Origin of the sequence: Segniliparus rugosus ATCC BAA-974, from assembly GCF_000185725.2 — a bacterium.
GTDB lineage: Bacteria > Actinomycetota > Actinomycetes > Mycobacteriales > Mycobacteriaceae > Segniliparus > Segniliparus rugosus.
This window is the reverse complement of sequence record NZ_KI391954.1, coordinates 296,128-313,120: the sequence shown is the minus strand read 5'-3', so window position 1 is coordinate 313,120 and position 16,993 is coordinate 296,128. Positions and strand designations below refer to the sequence as shown.

Sequence of the window (16,993 nt, the reverse complement as noted above, 5' to 3'; positions counted from 1 at the left end):
GTAACAAGCTCAGCTCGAGCCCCAGACGAACCTCGGCGTCCGGTCCAGGATCTCGCACAGCCATTCCAAACGAGGCCCGATCTGTTGCGGATCGAGCCTCCCCGGCGACCATGTGGCCAGCTCCGCGCCCGCGAAACGGAACGGCCACATGCCGAATCTCCAGTCCGCGAGCATCCATTCCATCGTGGTCGGCGCGAGCACGTCGTAGGCGAATCGGGGATTGTCGGTCGCGATGAGAAACCGGTCGTTGAAGGCTTTGCTCTCCAGCTGCAGGTCTCGCGACCCGAAGAATCCTGCGATCTTCGAGCCCACCCCCTCCAAGGTGACTTGCAGCGTCGGGCGCCAGGCGGGGGTCGCCACGACGACGACCATGAAGCGATAGGTGGTCGTCGTGGAACGGGTATCGCCGCTGCCGGTCTCGGTCGTGATCTGGTACGAGTACTCGAAAGCCGTGAAAGGGCGGCCACGGTGCTGCCCGGAGAACACGTCGTAGGCCCTGCGACGATCGCCCCGCCCGAAAGGCGGCCCCGAGTACCGCCGCCAGAGCCCGCCGACCTCGGGCGCGTACCGCCAGCCAGCCTGCCGCGCGAACTCCCAGTTGTAGGCCATCTCGGCCTGTCTGCGACGCTGCGCGTCCTTGACCTGTTTGACCGCGAGGAAGACCAGACCGCCGATCAACGATATGACGGCGAGCGCCGTGAAACCGGCGCAGCACGCCGACCCGACCACCACGTCCATCTCAGACACGCTCCCAGAACATCACGCTGTCGCCATCGAGCGAGGGTCAGTCCCGTCCAGCCTGGACGGCGAGGGCGTTGTAATGGACTATGGCGATCTTGTCCGGTTGTCCCACCGGATGCACGGCGAGGTCGGCGGTGACATCCGGGGTGTCGTCGACTATGACCACCTCTGTGGTTCCCGGTGGCAGGTCAGCCGGATTGAGCCCGCTGTTGACCGGATCGTCCACCAGGATTTTCGCCAAGCGTCCGCGCAGCCCCTCAGAGTCGAAAGACAGCGGCTCCCAGCTTTCGCTGTCATTTGCCATCTCGCGCCTCCATGCGGCTCGCGCTTCTCTGCTTCTCGCGACTTTGTACGGCCATCATGCTATTTCCCCCCTCCGTTGCCCGCCGTACTGCCCGGCGCTTTACCCGCTGTTGCGCAGCGCCGTGGCCAAGCCGTTCATCGTCAAATGGATGCCGAGGCGCACCCGCTCGGACTGGTCGCCCGCGCGGTAGCGGCGCAAGAACTCCACCTGCAGATGGTTGAGCGGTTCGAGGTACGGGAAACGGTTGTACACCGAGCGTTTCAACGCCGCGTTGTCCGCGAGCAGGTCGTTCGTGCCGGTGATCGCGGCGTGCATTTTGAGCGTGCGGGCGTGCTCGTCCTGGATCGCGCCGAAGACCTGCTCGCGCACCGAGACGTCGGGCACCAGCTCCGCGTAGCGGGCGGCGAGCCCGAGGTCCGACTTCGCGAGCACCTGGGCGAGGTTGGAGAGCACGGCCCGGAAGAACGGCCACCGCTCGTTGAGCTCGCGCAGCTTGCCGAGCTTGGCCGGGTCGTCCCCTGCCCATTCCTCGAACGCCGTGCCCACGCCGTACCAGCCGGGCAGCATCACGCGCGACTGCGACCACGCCAGCACCCACGGGATCGCCCGTAAGTCCCGGATCGACGCGGTCGGCTTGCGCGAGGCGGGGCGCGAGCCGATGTTGAGCGCGCCGATCTCCGACACCGGGGTCGAGGCGAGGAAGTACTCCACGAAGCCGGGGGTCTCGTGGACGAGGGCGCTGTAGGCGACCCGCGCCCGCTCCGCGAGGTCGTCGAAGAGCGCGTACACTTCCTCCGCCTCCTCGCCGAGTCCCTCGACGTCGAGCAGCGAGGCCTCCAGCGTGGCCGCGACCAGGATCTCAAGGTTCCGATACGCGCGGCGCGGCTCCGCGTATTTCGCGGCGATGATCTCGCCCTGCTCGGTCAGCCGCAGCGACCCCGCGACCGCGCCGGGGGGCTGGGCGAGGATCGCGCTGTAGCTCGGGCCGCCGCCCCGCCCGACGGTGCCGCCCCTGCCGTGGAAGAGCCGCAGCCGGATCCCCGTCGCGCGCGCGGCTTCCACCAGGTCGAGCTCGGCCCGGTACAACGCCCAGTTGGCGGCGAGGTAGCCGCCGTCCTTGTTCGAGTCCGAGTACCCGAGCATGACTTCTTGCAGCATGCCCTTGCCCGCCACCAGCTCCCGGTACAGCGGCACCTCCAGCGTCGCGACGAGCGTCGTTGCGGACTGGCGGAGATCCTCGATGGTCTCGAACAGCGGCACCACGTTCATCGGACAGGTCGGCGGCTCGTCCGGGGAGCCCGGGTCGTAGATCCCCGCCTCTTTGAGCAGCAGCAGCACTTCGAGCATGTCGCTCACCGACGTGCACATGCTGATGATGTAGTTCGGGATCGCCGCAGGGCCGAGCGCGCGGATGATCGTCGCCGCAGCCCTGTTGATCCCCAGTTCTTTCGCGGCGACCTCGCTGAAAACGGCGTGCGGCCCGATGAGCGGGCGGCGAGTGGAAAGCTCGGCGGTCAGGAGCCGCACCTTCTCGTCCTCGGCGAGCTCGGCATAGTCCCGGCACGCCCCAGCCCAGGACAAAAGCTCCGCCACCACCTGCTCGTGCACCTCGGAGTTCTGCCGCAGGTCCAGGCTCTGGAGGTGGAAGCCGAAGGTGGCGACCGCCTCGCGCAGCACGGCGAGGCGCCCGTCCGCGAGCATCGTCCCGTGGTGCTCGCGCAGCGACGCGTCGAGCGCGTCGAGGTCGACAAGGAATTCCTCCGGGGTCGCGTACGGCGGCGCGCCCTCCGGATCGGAGGAATGCTCGACCGGCCCGCCCAGCAAGTACAGCGCCGAAGCCGACAACCGCGCTCGGAGCCGGTAGAGCGCCTGCCGGTACGGCTCGTCGGCCCGCCACTCGGACGACGGCCCCGCCTGCGCGGCGAGCTGCGCCACCGCGTCGCTCACCGCGACGAGGCGGCGCGACATCGCGAGCTCGTCCTGCAACAGGACCAGCTCGTTGAGGTAGTGCTCAAGGACCACCGCAGTCGCGCGGTGGCTCGCCCGCACGACCACCGACGCGTCGATGTTCGGGTTGCCGTCCCTGTCGCCACCGATCCACGAGCCAGGCCGGACGATCGGCTCCGCCGATGCGGGCCGCGCGTCGGGCCAACGCTCCCGCAGCTCCCGGTCCACGGCCAAGTTCAGCTTCGGAATCATCTCCAAGAGGGAAGCCTGGTAGTACCGCAGGCCCATCTCGATCTCGTCCTGGATGCGCACGCGGGACAGGCGGGTGATCGCGGTCTGCCACAGCGCGGTCACGTGCCGTCGCAGCTCGGCCACCGTCTCCTCTCGCTCGCTCTCATCAAGGGCGGTCCGGTCGAGGTAGCGCATAAGCTCGGTGATCCGGCCCTGCGCCTCGAAGACGCTGCGCCGGCGGGTCTCCGTGGGGTGCGCGGTGATCACCGGGGCGACCAGCGCTCCCACGAGCGCGGCGGCGACCCGCTCCGCCTCCGGCGGCGTTTCGTCGAGCTTGCGCCAGGTGGCCGCCAACGTGCTGTCCGGGGCCGCTTCGCCCGCCTGGACGTGGACCCGCCTGCGCCGCTCGGTGTGGATGTCCTCGGCGAGATTGGCGAGCAGCAGGAACTGACAGAACGCCCGCACCACCGGAATCGCCTCGTCGACGCCCACGTTCGCGAAGAAATCCGCCAATTCGGCGCGGTCGATCTCCGAGCGGCGCACCCGGAACGACTCGGTGCGAGCGTGCTCGACAAGATCGAAAATATGCTTCCCGGACTGCTCGGCGATGATGTCGCCGAGCACCCGCCCCAGGAGGCGGATGTCCTCGCGCAGCGGCTCGGTGGCGATTCGTTCCGGATCGTTCGGGTCGAACAAAGATACCGCGTCAGTCACACAGCCCAGTATTCCCGGCTGCCGGGCATCTCGCCACCCGAGCGATCAGCGGGACGGCGGAGCCGGGGGCGCGGGAGGCTGCTGTTCCTGCGGGTTCGCGGGGGCGGGCGGCTGCTCCTGTGGGACTTGCTGCGGCGCGATGGGGGGCATCTGCGGCGCGCCGCCGGAGCCCATGCCGCCGCCGATCCCGGCGGAGTAGCCGGGGTCGTTGGCCCTGCGCTCGTCCTGCTCGGTCTTGAGCTTGATCTGGTAGCTGATCCCCGTGATCGCGACGAACCAGACAAGGCCGACGAAGATGGTGATCCGGTTCAGGTTGCGCTCCGCCTGCGTCGAGCCCGCGAGGCTCGACTGCACGCCGCCGCCGAACAGGGACGACAAGCCCCCGCCTTTCCCCCGGTGCAACAGCACCAGAAGGACCAGCAGCAAGCTGCTCACCAGAATGGTGATCTCAAGCGTTAACCTCACGGCGGGCTATTCTACCCCATCCGTCCGGCCCAGATGACGACCTGCTGCGCCATCCCCCTCGAGTTCTGCGAGCGGGGGGCAACCCGCGCGCAATCTTTTTCCGCTATGGTGACCCACATGACACTCGAAGCGTTGGATCGCGCCGCGCCAGACCGCCTGAGCCTGACGAGCGTGGTGAATTTCCGGGATGCGGCGGGGCACCCCGGACCGCTGGTCGGCTTCGGCGGCAAGGCGCTGCGCCCCGGCCAGTTCTACCGGTCTGGCACCCTCGACCCCGACGAGACCGAGGGCGCGCAGCTCGCCGGCCTCCCCGTCTCCCTCGTCGTGGACTTGCGCACGACGTGGGAGGCCGAGCGCAGGCCCGACCGGGTCCCGCAGGGCGCGCGATACGCGCACATCAGCGTCCTCGGCGCAGGCACCCAAGCCGAGCAGGCGGTGTACGGGCACATCCCGGACCCCGACGAGGCGCGCGAGTCCCTCAGACGGCTCAACCGGGGCTTTGTGACCGAAGCGGAGCAGCGCGACCAATTCCGCGCCGTGTTCCACGCGTTCGCCGAGGCGGAGGGCCCGGTGGTCTTCCACTGCTCCTACGGCAAGGACCGCAGCGGATGGACCGCCGCCATGCTGCTGTCCATCGCGGGCGTGCCCGAATCCGGCATCTTCGCCGACTACCTGCTCAGCAACGAATTCCTCGCCGAGGTCAACCGCGTCCGCCTGGAGCAGGCGCACGCGCAGGACGGCCCGGAGGCCGCGAACGCGCGCGCCCCGATCTTCGAAGTGCACCCGGATTACTTGCGCACCGGCCTCGCCCAGGTCGAGCGGGACTACGGGACGGTGGACGAGTACCTGCGGCGCGGGCTCGGCCTCGACGAGCAGGTGCTCGGACGACTGCGCGCGAAACTGCTGGGGTAAGCGGGCTGCTCGGCCGGACTATTGGGCTTTGGCGGCCAGCGACGCGAACGCGATGATGGCCGCGAACTCCTCGACCTTGAGCGAAGCCCCGCCGACCAGCGCGCCGTCCACATCGGGCTCCGCCAACAACTCTGCGGCGTTGCTCTTGTTCACCGACCCGCCGTAGAGGATCCGCACCGCGCGGGCGACATTGTCGCCGCCGACCTCGGCGAGCGCCTTGCGCAGCGCGCCGCAGACCTCCTGCGCGTCCTTCGGGCTCGCGACCCTGCCGGTGCCGATCGCCCAGATCGGCTCGTACGCGACGACGATCTGGAGCAATTCCGCCTCGGACAGACCGGAGAGCGCCGCGCGGAGCTGGTCGCAGCAATGGACCACGTGCCCGTTCTCGTCGCGGATGTCCTCGCCCTCGCCGACGCAGAGGATCGGGGTCAGCCCGTGGCGCAACGCGGCCCTGACCTTCGCGGCCACCAGCTCGTCGGTCTCGTGGTGGTACGCCCGGCGCTCGGAGTGGCCGACGACGACCTGGGCGCAGCCGAGCTTGGCGAGGAACCCGCCGGACACCTCGCCGGTGTACGCGCCCGCGTCGTGCTGGGAGAGGTCTTGCGCGCCGTATTTCACCGGCAAGCCGTCCGACTCCACCACCGCCTGCACGCTCCTGATGTCCGTGAACGGGACGAGCACCGACGCGTCCACCGTGGTGAAGTGCTCCGGTTTGAGGGCATGGCAAAGCTTTTGCACCAAGGCGATGGCCTCGAAATGGTTGAGGTTCATCTTCCAGTTGCCCGCGATGAGGGGCTTGCGCGCCGCAGAAGTCATAGGTGACGACTCTAGCGGTCGAGCACGGCGATGCCGGGCAGGGTCTTGCCCTCGAGGAATTCGAGGGACGCGCCGCCGCCGGTCGAGATGTGCGAGAAGTCGTCCTCGCCCAGCTCCAACGTCCGCACCGCAGCGGCGGAGTCGCCGCCGCCGACCACGCTGAACGCGCCTATGGCGGTCGCCTCGACGATCGCGCCGGCGATGGTGCGCGTGCCCCAGGAGAACGCCGGGAACTCGAACACGCCGAGCGGGCCGTTCCAGAAGATCGTCTTCGCCGCTCCCGACCCGCCGGACTCCAGCAGCGCGGCGGCGAAGAACTTGTGCGTCGCCGTGCCGACGTCCAGGCCCATCCAGCCGTCCGGGATCGCGTCCACGGCGACGTTCTGCGTCCGCGCGTCCGCCGCGAACTTGTCCGCGACGACCACGTCGACGGGGAGCTTGATCACCGATCCGTAGCGATCCAAGAGGCTCTTGGCGTTCTCGATCTGGTCCTCCTGCAAGAGGGAGGCCCCGACCGAGTGGCCTTGTGCCGCGAGGAACGTGAACGCCATACCGCCGCCGATCACCAACGTGTCCACGCGCGGAGCCAGGTTCTCGATCACGGCGAGCTTGTCCGAGACCTTCGAGCCGCCGAGCACGACCGCGTACGGGCGCTCGGGGGACTCGGTGAGCCGCTGGAGCACGCCGACCTCGACGGCGACCAGGTCGCCCGCGTACGCGGGGAGGAGCTTGGCCACGTCGTAGACCGAGGCCTGCTTGCGATGCACCACGCCGAAGCCGTCGGAGACGAACGCGCCGTCCTCGCCGACCAGCTCGACCAGATCGCGCGCGAGCGACTCGCGCTGCGCGTCGTCCTTGCTCGTCTCGCGAGGGTCGAAGCGCACGTTCTCCAGCAGGAGCACGTCGCCGTCGGTCAAGCCCTCCGAACGCGCGAGCGCGTCCTGGCCGACCACGTCGCCCGCGAGCTGGACGTGCCGTCCGAGCCGTTCGGCGAGCTCGGCCGCCACCGGGGCGAGCGAGTACTTCGGGTCCGGGGAGCCGTCCGGGCGGCCGAGGTGCGCGGCGACCACGACCTTCGCTCCCGCCTCGGCGAGCTTCTTGATGGTCGGGACCGAGGCGATGATCCGGCCGGGGTCGGTGATCGCGGGGCCGTCCAGCGGCACGTTCAGGTCGGAACGGACCAGCACGCCGCGCCCGGAGACTCCGGACGCGATCAGGTCTTCAAGCGTGGAAATCGCCATGCGTCGAAACCCCTTCTCAGGACAGGGACTTGCCGACCAGGCCGATGAGGTCCACCAGTCGGCTGGAGTAGCCCCACTCGTTGTCGTACCAGGCCGCGACCTTGATCTGGCCAGCGACGACCTTGGTCAGCGGCGCGTCGAAGATGCTCGAATGCGGGTCGCCGATGATGTCGCCGGAGACGATCGGGTCGGTCGAGTACTTGAGGATGCCCTTGAGCGGGCCTTCTGCGGCGGCCTTCACCGCGGCGTTCACAGACTCCACCGTGGCCTCCTTCTCGACGTCGAGGGTGAGGTCGGAGATGGAGCCGGTCGGGGTCGGCACGCGCAGCGCGTAGCCGTCGAGCTTGCCGACCAGCTGCGGCAGCACCAGTCCGATGGCCTTGGCGGCTCCGGTCGAGGTCGGGACGATGTTGAGCGCGGCGGCGCGGGCGCGGCGCAGGTCTTTGTGCGGACCATCCTGCAGGTTCTGGTCCTGCGTGTAGGCGTGCACGGTGGTGAGCCCGCCCCGGACGATGCCGAAGGCCTCGTCGATCACCTTGAGCACCGGCGCGATGGAGTTCGTGGTGCAGGAGGCGTTGGAGATGATGTTCTGGCTGCCGTCGTACTTGTCCTCGTTGGCCCCGAGCACGACGGTCAGGTCCTCGCCGGTGGCGGGGGCGGAGATGATGACCTTCTTGGCCCCTGCTTCGAGGTGGCCCTTTGCCTTGGCCGCGTCGGTGAAGATGCCGGTGGACTCGACCACGACGTCCACGCCGAGCTCGCCCCATGGCAACGCCGCCGGGCCCTCTTTGATCGCGAGCGCGCGGATCTTCTGGCCGCCGACGACGATGTCCTGGCCGTCGACCGAGACTTCCTCGGGGAAGCGGCGCAGGATCGAGTCGTATTTGAGGAGGTGGGCGAGATGCGCCGGGTCGGTGAGGTCGTTCACGGCGACGATCTCGAAGTCCGCGCGCCCCGCCGCTTTCGCCGCGTGCGCCGCCCGGAAGAAGTTCCTGCCGATCCGTCCGAAACCGTTGACGCCTACTCGAATGGCCACGTGCGAACTCCTTCGTAAGTCAGTTGTGAGTCAGTGATGCGGATACGCCGCCTAGCCTAGTGGTTTTCTCCGCGCGCCATGCAGACACCCCTACCCCGTGACGGGGACGGGCCTGGTCATGAGATCGACGTACCAGTCGTAGAACCGGTTGTTGTCGAATTGAGTGAGCACTGTCACCGGCCGCCGCCCCGCGACGGGGTGCGCGCTGTAGGAAACGGAGCCGTCGTCCGCCCCTGTCTTCGTGCCCACCGTCGGCCACACCACGCGCCGCTCGGTCGCGAAACTCGGATCCACCGCGTACGCCAGCGCCAGCTCGTCCCATAGCGGCTGGGTGTAGCCGGGATCTTCCTCGTATCCCCCGCTGCCGTTCAAGCCCGCGCCGACGATCTCGCGGTAGAGCCCGGTGACTGCCGTGGGGCGCGGCGGATACGCGATCCGCCGGTAGACCTCGTTCGTCAGCGGCACGGTGTTCGACAAGTCGAGCGGGGCGATCACCGCCGGAACCGGCAGTTTGAGCACCTCGTCCGCCGCCTTCGGGTCGAACCACCAGTTCAGCTCGGCCTTCGCCGTGCTGTTCCCCGGCGCGTCGAACGCGCCGCCCATGATGACGATCCGCTTGACGAGCGGGATGGCTTCGGGATGCGCGTTGGCCAGGAGCGCGAGATCGGTCAGCGGCCCGATCGCGACGATCGTGACCTCGTGCGGATGGGCGCGCAGCTGGTCGGCCATGAAGTCGACGGCGCGTTCGGCTCGGGGGGCGACACGCGCCGCGAATCCGTCCGGCGGCGGGACCAGGTCGGCTTCGGACTTCGGTTTCTTCGTGCCCCAAGCCCCGACGAACCCGTCCCCCGTCGCGAGGGCGGCCGCGTCCGCCGCGACCGAGGCGCTGCCGTGGTCGAGCGGGTAGTCGGCCCCTGGGTACACCCCGACCGTGTCGCCGATCCCGAGCCGCTCGGTCGCCTTGACCGCCTCGGCGATCTCCTGGTCTCGCCACTCGTCCCCGGTCACCACGGTGATCCCGAGCAGATCGACCTTGCCTTCCGCCTGCAACTGCGCCGCCATGGCCACCACCTGGCCGTCGTCCAGCATGGTCGCGAAGTCGGTGTCCACGATGATCTTCTCCGGCCCCGCCTCGTCCGCGAGGGCCGGGACAGGAACGAGCACTGCGAGGAGTGCCAGGACCAGGGAACCCTTAGTCTTCATCTTCCAACAGATCGGGGCTCACCGCGGACTCCGTGTCGGGGATGCCGCGCTGCGAGGCGACCTTGTCCGCCATCGACAGCAGCCTGCGGATCCGACCGGCGATGGCGTCTTTCGTCATCGGCGGGTCGGACAACGAGCCAAGCTGCTCCAACGACACCTCTTTATGGGCCATGCGCAACTTGCCCGCGACCAGCAGATGGTCGGGCACCTCGGGGCCGAGGATCTCGATGGCCCGTCCGACTCGGGCCGCCGACGCGAGGGCGGCGCGGGCCGAGCGGCGCAGATTCGCGTCGTCGAAATTGGCGAGCCGCTGCGGAGCCGCGCGGACCTGGCGCTGCTGGCGATGCTCCTCCCACACCTTCCAGCTGCTCTTCGCGCCCATCCGGGTGAGCAGTTCGCCGATCGCCTCCGCGTCGCGCACCACGACCCGGTCCTGGCCGCGCAGTTCGCGGGACTTCGCCTGGACTCCGAGCCTGCGGGCCGCGCCGACCAGCGCCAGCGCCGCCAACGGGCTCGGCGCGACGATTTCGAGCGCGGCGGTCCGGCTGGGCGCGGCCAGCACCCCGCTGGCGAGGAAAGCGCCCCGCCAAGCGCCCTCCACGTCCTCAAGGCTCCCGTTCACCACGGCGGCGGGCAGCCCAACCACCGGACGGCCCTGGTTGTCGATCATCCCCGTCTGACGGGCCAGCATCTCCCCGCCCCGAGTCACACGCACCACGTACCGGTGGTACTTATGCGATCCGCCTGGCGGCAGGACGTGGACCTCGCTCGCCGCGCCGTGGAGCTCGTGCAGGCCGACGCGGAGCCGTTTCGCGGATCCTGCGTGGTCGAGCTCCGCGCCCACCACGATCCGCCCGGACAAGATCTGCAGGCCGCCGCCGAACCGCAGCACGGCGGCCACCTCCGCTTTGCGGGCCGCGAGCGTCCCAAGCGGGACCTGGCACAGCTCGTCCTTGATATCCGTCGTCATCCCGTTGCTCATACACCGTCCTCTTGCCCTATCAACTCCACGAGCGCTCCGGCGAGCGCCTTCGGATCGTGCTGATGCGTCCCTGGGATCGCAACCTGTGCGAACGTGGGGCGCGCCCCGAACCGGGCCGCCGCCCGCGCGAGCTGTTCGCGTTCCATTCCGTCCTGCACCGAGGCCGCATCGACCACAATATGATCCACGGTCAACCCTGGAGCATGCTGTGAAAGCACATGCAGGTGCCGCTCGGTGGAGAAGCCAGCGGTCTCGCCCGGTTCAGGGGCGAGGTTCAGCACGAGCACTTTTCGCGCCGCTGTCGCGGTCAACGCGCGCAGCTGTTGTGGCACGAGCACATGCGGGATCACGCTGGAGAACCACGACCCCGGCCCGAGCACGACCATGTCGGCCCGCAGGATCGCGTCGACTGCCTCCGCGCAGGCTGGCGGCTCCATCGGCAGCAGCCTTACCCTTCGAACTTTACCCGGTGTCGTCGCGACCGCAACCTGGCCTCGGATCCGGCGGATGAGGCGAGGGTCCTCCTCGATGCCCGAAACCTCCGCCTCGATGTGCAGCGGCACGGTCGACATCGGCAGCACCCGGCCCTGGATCCCGAAGGTCCGGACCATCGCGTCGAGCGCCCGGACCGGATCGCCGAGCACCTCGGCCAGCCCGGCGAGCAGGAGATTGCCGACCGGATGCCCGGCCAGCGCCCCCACCCCGCCGAACCGGTGCTGGAGCACCTGGGCCCACACGCCCGACTCGCCGTCGTCGGGGGCGAGCGCCACGAGCGCCATCCGCAGATCGCCGGGCGGGATCACATCGAGCTCGTGCCGCAGCCGGCCAGAGGAGCCGCCGTCGTCCGCCACCGTCACCACCGCCGTCACGTCGGAGGTGAGCCGCCGAACCGCCGAAAGCGTCGCGTAGAGCCCATGCCCGCCCCCTAGCGCAGTCACCGCGAGCCTCCTGGCGGCTGGCTCCGGAGCGGCGTGCGCGTGCCGGGCCATCGTCACTCCAGCCCTAGATCGCGGTGGATCACTCGGACGGTCAGCTGGTCGTCCTGCCCGATCAGCGCCCCCAACGCCACCGCCATCGCCACGCTGCGATGCTTGCCCCCGGTGCAGCCGACCGCGATCGTCATGTAGCGCTTCGCCTCCTTGCGGTAGCTGGTGAGCATCAGGCGCAAAAGCTCGTGGTACGTCCGCAGGTACTCCCTCGCCCCCGGCGCGCCCAGCACGTATTCCGACACCTCGTGGTCGAGCCCGGTGTGGTCGCGCAGATGCCGCACCCAGTGCGGGTTGGGCAGGAACCGGACGTCGGCGACCATGTTCGCGTCGAGCGGGAGGCCGTATTTGAACCCGAAGGACTGCACCGTCACGCTGGTCTTCGCCCGAGCGGCCGAACCGCCCCACTCTTGCTCCACCATGTCGCGCAGCTCTTTGACCGAGGAGACCGACGTGTCGAGGATCGAGTCCGCCTCGGCGAGCAGCGGTTCGAGCAGGTTGCGCTCCCGCTTGATCCCTTCCGCCAACGTGTCCTGGCCTTGCAGCGGATGACGGCGGCGCACCTGCTCGAACCGGCGGATCAGCACCTCGTCGGAGGCTTGCAGGAAGAGCACTTTCGGATCAAGGCCCTGGCCGCGCAGCTCGGCGAGCAGGGAGTGGATGTCTCCGGTGAAGTCCCTGGTCCGCGAGTCCACCACCACCGCGAGCCTCGGGATCTGGGTCTGCGGGTCCAGGCCGATCTCCACCATGCGGGTGACCAGCTGCGGCGGCAGGTTGTCGGCCACGTACCAGCCGACGTCTTCGAGGATCTTCGCGGCGGTGCCGAGGCCCGCCCCGGAGAGTCCGGTGAGGAAAAGGACCTCGATCGCGGGGCTCTCAAGCTTTTTCTCCGGTTCCGTCATGAGGCCGCTCCCGCAGTGTCGCCTTTCCCGTCCAACGCCGCCGTGCTCGGCTCCGCCTTGCGCAGCGCCGCGACCACAGAAGCCGCGAGGACCGGGCCGAACCCCGGCAGCGCCACGATCTCCTCCGCGCTCGCGGCCGAGAGTTTGCGCACCGAGCCGAAATGCTTGACCAGCTGGGCGCGCCGATGCTCCCCGAGCCCTTTCACCTCGTCCAGCGCCGACGCGGTCATCCGTTTCGAGCGCTTGCTGCGGTGGTGGCCGATGGCAAAACGGTGCGCCTCGTCCCGGATCCGCTGCAAGAGGAACAGGCCGGGGCTGCGGCGCGGCAGGATCACCGGGTCGTCCTCGTCGGACAGCCACAGCTCTTCGAGGCGTTTCGCGATCCCGACCACCGGGATGTCGGAGGCCCCGGCTTCGACCAGCGCCTCGAACGCGGCCCTGACCTGGGGCTGTCCTCCGTCGATGACCAGGAGGCCGGGATCGGGGCGGGAGTCGGAGCCCTTCTCGGACTGGCGATGCGCGAACCGTCGCCGGACGACCTCCGCGATGTTCCCGGTGTCGTCGTTCCCGACAACGCCGTCCGCCCCTTTGATCGTGTAGTGCCGGTAGTCGGCTTTCTTCGGGAGGCCGTCGTCGAAGACGACCAGCGAAGCCACCACGTCGGTGCCCTGGACGTGCGAGATGTCGACGCATTCCATCCGGATCGGCGGCGCGGGCAGGTCCAGCGCCTCGTAGATCTCTTGCAACGCCGCCGAGCGCTCGGTGAAGTCCCCGCTGCGGCGCAGCTTGTGCTGGGCCAGCGCCTCGTGGGCGTTGCGGGCGACCGTCTCCATGAGCTTGCGTTTGTCCCCGCGCTGGGGCACCCGCAACGCCACCGCGCTGCCGCGCAGTTCGGAGAGCCAGGTGGTGACGCCTTTGACGTCGTCCGGCAGCTCGGGGACCAGGATCTCGCGCGGCGCGGCGACGAACCGCGCGGACCGCCCGAACCGGTCCGTCGCCGCCGCGTATTCGGCGAGGTCGCCGTAGAACTGGAGGAGGAACTCCTCCACCATCTCCCCCTTGGCGTTCTCCGAATCCCCGTACACGTTGTCCACCACCCAGCCGCGCTGGCCCCGCACCCGGCCCTCGCGCACCTGGAAGACCTGCACCGCCACTTCCAGATCGTCCGAGTCGAAGGCCACCACGTCCGCGTCCGAGCCGTCCGCGAACACCACGGCTTGATGCTCCAGCGCCTTGTCCAGCGCCGCGAGCTCGTCGCGCAACCGGGCCGCCGTCTCGAAATCGAGCTCGTCGGCAGCCGCGAGCATCCGTTTGCGGGTGTCGCGCACCAACGTGTCGGCCCCGCCCGCGAGGAAGTCGCAGAACGACTCCACGATCGCCCGGTGCTCGTCCGCGCTCACCCGCCCGACGCAAGGCGCGGCGCATTTGCCGATGTAGCCGAGCAAGCAGGGGCGGCCGATCTGGCCGTGCCGCTTGAACACGCCGTTCGAGCACGTCCGCGCGGGAAACACTTTGGTCAGCAAGTCGACGGTGTTGCGGATCGCCCAGGCGTGGGAATAAGGGCCGAAATACCGGACGCCTTTGCGCCGCGCGCCGCGGTAGACGAACAGGCGCGGGTACTCCTCGTTCAGGCTCACCGCCAGCATCGGGTAGCTCTTGTCGTCGCGGTAGCGGACGTTGAACCGGGGGTCGAACTCCTTGATCCAGTTGAACTCCAGCTGCAGCGCCTCGACCTCGGTGGCCACCACCGTCCACTCCACGGTGGAGGCCGTCGTGACCATCTGCCGGGTGCGCGGCGCGAGGGCGTAGAGGTCTTGGAAGTAGTTCGACAGCCGGGCGCGCAGGTTCTTGGCCTTGCCGACGTAGACGACCTGCCCGTCGGGATCGCGGAACCGGTAGACGCCAGGCTCGGTCGGGATGGTCCCCGCGGCGGGACGCGCGACGCCTCCGCTGAGCCGAGGAGCAATCGCCGGGATGGTCACGTCAATAAGGCTAGCGCGCTCCCGGCTCATCGACGCTGTGCGGTGAAATATCCGCTCGTGCGCCACAACTGGGCGAACAGCTCCGGGAACGGCCTGCCCTGCGCGGCGGCGAGATCCGCCCGGCCGACCGGCGCGACGGCCCAGCCGCGCGCGCCGAGCCACTGCTGCGGATCCTCCCTCGGATCGTCGTACCACAGCGTGGTCACGTCGAAGTCGGATTCGCCGGGGCTGAGCGCCGCGCCCCGCTGCGCCGCCTCGCGGATCCGCGCGATGTCGCCGGGGCGGAACCCGTTCTCCGCGCCGATGTGGCTTCCCGGCGCGGACAACTCGTAGATCTGCGCGAACAGCGCGTCCTGCGCCGCGCCCGGCAGGTAGATCAAGAGGCCTTCGGCGAGCCAGGCCGTCGGTTTCGCCGGGTCGAACCCGGCTCCGCGCAACGCGCCCGCCCAGTCGTCCCGCAAATCGACCGCGACCTCGTGGCGTTCCACAAGCGGCTGCGCCCCCAGCTTGCCGATCACCTCCGCCTTGAACCGCAGCACCTCGGGCTGGTCGACCTCGAAAAGCACCGAGCCTCTGGCCCACGGGAGCCGGTAGGCCCGCGAGTCCAGCCCCGCCGCGAGGATCACGATCTGCGGCGTCTGCGCGGCGGCGAAGTACTCGTCGAAATAACGGGTGCGCGAGCCGAAAAAGTCCGCCCACAACGCTGTCCGCTCGTCCCAATCCTCCTCCGCGCCCGCGTTCGCGAGCTGCGCCTCCGTCTCGGGATGGCCGGCCGCCTTGACGAACGCCTCCGCGAACGGGTCGCTCGCCAGCGGCTGCGCGCGCCTGCTTTGCAACGCCCGTGCCGACGCGACGTTCAGGGCCGTGAAGCCGACGCTCGACACAATGTCCCAGGAATCGTTGTCACTGCGCGCGGAGGGATGATTGGTTGTCATAGTGCAACTATAGTCCCCTCGACCGACATAGACTCTGGCTATGAAAATACGGGCAGGAAAAGAAGCGGCGTTCCTCGAGCTGGCACGGGAGCATCTTGGCAACGAGGTCGCGGAACAGTTCTGGGCGCTTCGCAAACCCGCCGCGCACCTCCAGACCGGCCCGCCCGCGCCGCCCGGCAGCCGCCGCGCCCCATCTCGTCGGCGGCTGGCCGTACCCGGTCCAAACACATATTCCGATCTTCGAGGACATCCACCGCGAATGGGAGCACACGCCTTACGCCATCGCCGAAGCGGACATGCGGTTGCTGCTCCAGCTCGAATGCGACGGGAGCGTCGTCCCCGCCTCGCTGAGCAGCACCGCGCGCTTCACCATGACAGAGGGATGGAGCTGGGGCGACGCAGGTTCGATCTACTTCGTGGCCAGTTCGTCCGATCTCGCTCGTGGCGCTTTCGAGCGGGTCTGCCTGAGCAGACAGACGTACTAGCTCAACCGAGCGCCGCGACGACCGCCTGCGCCGCCTGCCGGGTCGTCGCCGTGCCGCCGAGGTCCGCCGTGACCTGAACCCCGCGCGCCACCACCGCGCGCACCGCCCGGCGCAACGCGACCGCCTCGGCCCGCGAGCCCAAGTGCTCGGCAAGACCCGCGATAGACAGGATCATCCCAAGCGGATTCGCGATCCCCCGCCCGGCGATATCGGGGGCGCTGCCGTGGACCGGCTCGAAATAGCTCCACCGCGCGCCGATATTGCCGCTGGCCGCGAGGCCGAGCCCGCCCGCGACGCCCGCCGCGACATCGGAGAGCACGTCGCCGAGCAGGTTCTCCGCGACGATCACTTCGAATCCGTCCGGCTCCGCCACCAGCCGCATCGCCACCGCGTCCGCGTTCTGGACCTCGGCCCGCACCTCCGGATACTCCGGCGCGACGAGCGCGATCCGCTCGTGCAAATGCAGGCCGCTCGCGCGGAGGATGTTCGGCTTGTCGGCGACGACGAGCCTCCCCCGCCCCTCCCTGCGGGCGAGGCCGAAGGCGAACCGGAGGATCCGATCCGTCCCGAAGTCGGTCTGCAGCCGCAGGCCGACCCGGACCCCCTCCGGCCCCGAGCGCGCCGCGTTCGGATGCCGCCGCACCAGATCCCACAGCTCGCCCTGGACGTCGGCGACGTCGAAGCCCGCATAGAGGCCTTCGGTGTTCTCCCGCACGATGACGTAGTCGAATCGCGGGGCATGGCCCCGAAAGTCCACGACCGGGCGCAGATTCGCGTAGAGATCGAGCCGCTGGCGCAATTGGAGCACCGGCGAGACGTACGCGCGGCCCTTCCCGCGCAAGCTCGGGTCAAGCTCGGCCTGCGCCTCACGCTCCGGCTTGCTCGTCACCGCGCCGAGCAGGCCGCCGTCCGACTCCTCGATCAGCCGCCACGTCGCCTCGGGCACCGGGTCGCCCCCGCGCCGCCAGCACGACCAGCCGATCTCGCCGAACCGCAGCTCCCACGGCAGGCCGAGGGCCGCGACCACGGGCAACGCCGCCTCGACCACCTCGGGGCCGATCCCGTCGCCGGGCAGCACGACGATTCTCATTCGCGTAGCGTATCCGCCCCG

General features: G+C 69.4%; 15 protein-coding genes and 1 pseudogene. 2 read left to right on the top strand and 14 right to left on the bottom strand.

What is annotated here, in order from left to right:
* Positions 1-9 precede the first annotated feature (9 nt).
* The 4 genes and pseudogenes from HMPREF9336_RS11415 to secG form a co-directional block, all read right to left on the bottom strand.
* Positions 10-747 carry a hypothetical protein gene (locus tag HMPREF9336_RS11415; RefSeq protein WP_156920402.1) on the bottom strand — a complete coding sequence of 246 codons (738 nt, stop codon included), beginning with the start codon at positions 745-747 and terminating at the stop codon, positions 10-12.
* A gap of 37 nt (positions 748-784) precedes the next feature.
* Positions 785-1,045 (bottom strand): DUF7161 family protein, encoded by a 261-nt coding sequence (locus tag HMPREF9336_RS11410; RefSeq protein ID WP_007467149.1) that lies wholly within the window; start codon positions 1,043-1,045, stop codon positions 785-787.
* A 99-nt stretch (positions 1,046-1,144) separates the two neighbouring features.
* Positions 1,145-3,937 carry a phosphoenolpyruvate carboxylase gene (ppc, locus tag HMPREF9336_RS11405; protein ID WP_007467147.1) on the bottom strand — a complete coding sequence of 931 codons (2,793 nt, stop codon included), beginning with the start codon at positions 3,935-3,937 and terminating at the stop codon, positions 1,145-1,147.
* A gap of 240 nt (positions 3,938-4,177) precedes the next feature.
* Positions 4,178-4,402 (bottom strand): annotated as a pseudogene (gene secG, locus HMPREF9336_RS19030) (preprotein translocase subunit SecG); the annotation flags it as partial.
* A gap of 117 nt (positions 4,403-4,519) precedes the next feature.
* On the opposite strand from secG, the gene HMPREF9336_RS11395 reads away from it, so the two are divergent.
* Complete coding sequence (locus HMPREF9336_RS11395) at positions 4,520-5,314, top strand: tyrosine-protein phosphatase (RefSeq protein WP_244431658.1); 795 nt, start codon at positions 4,520-4,522, stop codon at positions 5,312-5,314.
* Between the two features lie 18 nt (positions 5,315-5,332).
* Here the strand turns inward: HMPREF9336_RS11395 and tpiA are convergent, their stop codons facing one another.
* From tpiA to HMPREF9336_RS11350, 9 genes are all read right to left on the bottom strand, one after another.
* Positions 5,333-6,130 carry a triose-phosphate isomerase gene (gene tpiA / locus HMPREF9336_RS11390; protein ID WP_007467141.1) on the bottom strand — a complete coding sequence of 266 codons (798 nt, stop codon included), beginning with the start codon at positions 6,128-6,130 and terminating at the stop codon, positions 5,333-5,335.
* A gap of 11 nt (positions 6,131-6,141) precedes the next feature.
* Positions 6,142-7,371: a phosphoglycerate kinase gene (locus HMPREF9336_RS11385; protein WP_007467138.1), complete on the bottom strand. Its 1,230-nt coding sequence runs from the start codon at positions 7,369-7,371 to the stop codon at positions 6,142-6,144.
* Positions 7,372-7,387: 16 nt separating this feature from the next.
* Entirely contained in the window at positions 7,388-8,407 is a 1,020-nt protein-coding gene (gene gap / locus HMPREF9336_RS11380) for a type I glyceraldehyde-3-phosphate dehydrogenase (RefSeq protein WP_007467137.1), read from the bottom strand.
* A 90-nt stretch (positions 8,408-8,497) separates the two neighbouring features.
* Entirely contained in the window at positions 8,498-9,571 is a 1,074-nt protein-coding gene (locus tag HMPREF9336_RS11375; protein WP_007467135.1) for a nucleoside hydrolase, read from the bottom strand.
* Between the two features lie 28 nt (positions 9,572-9,599).
* Positions 9,600-10,580, bottom strand: coding sequence for a DNA-binding protein WhiA (gene whiA, locus HMPREF9336_RS11370; protein ID WP_040585536.1), 981 nt, complete (start codon positions 10,578-10,580; stop codon positions 9,600-9,602).
* A gap of 8 nt (positions 10,581-10,588) precedes the next feature.
* On the bottom strand, positions 10,589-11,581 hold the full coding sequence (locus HMPREF9336_RS11365; RefSeq protein ID WP_021030542.1) for a gluconeogenesis factor YvcK family protein: 993 nt from the start codon (positions 11,579-11,581) through the stop codon (positions 10,589-10,591).
* Positions 11,582-11,583: 2 nt separating this feature from the next.
* Positions 11,584-12,480, bottom strand: a complete 897-nt coding sequence (gene rapZ / locus HMPREF9336_RS11360) for an RNase adapter RapZ (RefSeq protein WP_007467129.1) — start codon at positions 12,478-12,480, stop codon at positions 11,584-11,586.
* Positions 12,477-14,492 carry an excinuclease ABC subunit UvrC gene (uvrC, locus tag HMPREF9336_RS11355; protein ID WP_007467127.1) on the bottom strand — a complete coding sequence of 672 codons (2,016 nt, stop codon included), beginning with the start codon at positions 14,490-14,492 and terminating at the stop codon, positions 12,477-12,479. The genes rapZ and uvrC overlap by 4 nt, the downstream gene beginning before the upstream one ends.
* On the bottom strand, positions 14,489-15,397 hold the full coding sequence (locus HMPREF9336_RS11350; protein WP_007467125.1) for an SAM-dependent methyltransferase: 909 nt from the start codon (positions 15,395-15,397) through the stop codon (positions 14,489-14,491). Before HMPREF9336_RS11350 ends, uvrC begins: the two co-directional genes overlap by 4 nt.
* Before the next feature lie 95 nt (positions 15,398-15,492).
* Between HMPREF9336_RS11350 and HMPREF9336_RS11345 the strand changes: the two genes are divergently transcribed.
* Entirely contained in the window at positions 15,493-15,882 is a 390-nt protein-coding gene (locus tag HMPREF9336_RS11345; protein ID WP_040585535.1) for a DUF1963 domain-containing protein, read from the top strand.
* Position 15,883: 1 nt separating this feature from the next.
* On the opposite strand, the gene HMPREF9336_RS11340 is transcribed toward HMPREF9336_RS11345, so the two are convergent.
* Entirely contained in the window at positions 15,884-16,972 is a 1,089-nt protein-coding gene (locus tag HMPREF9336_RS11340; RefSeq protein ID WP_021030540.1) for an isocitrate/isopropylmalate dehydrogenase family protein, read from the bottom strand.
* Between the last annotated feature and the right edge of the window lie 21 nt (positions 16,973-16,993).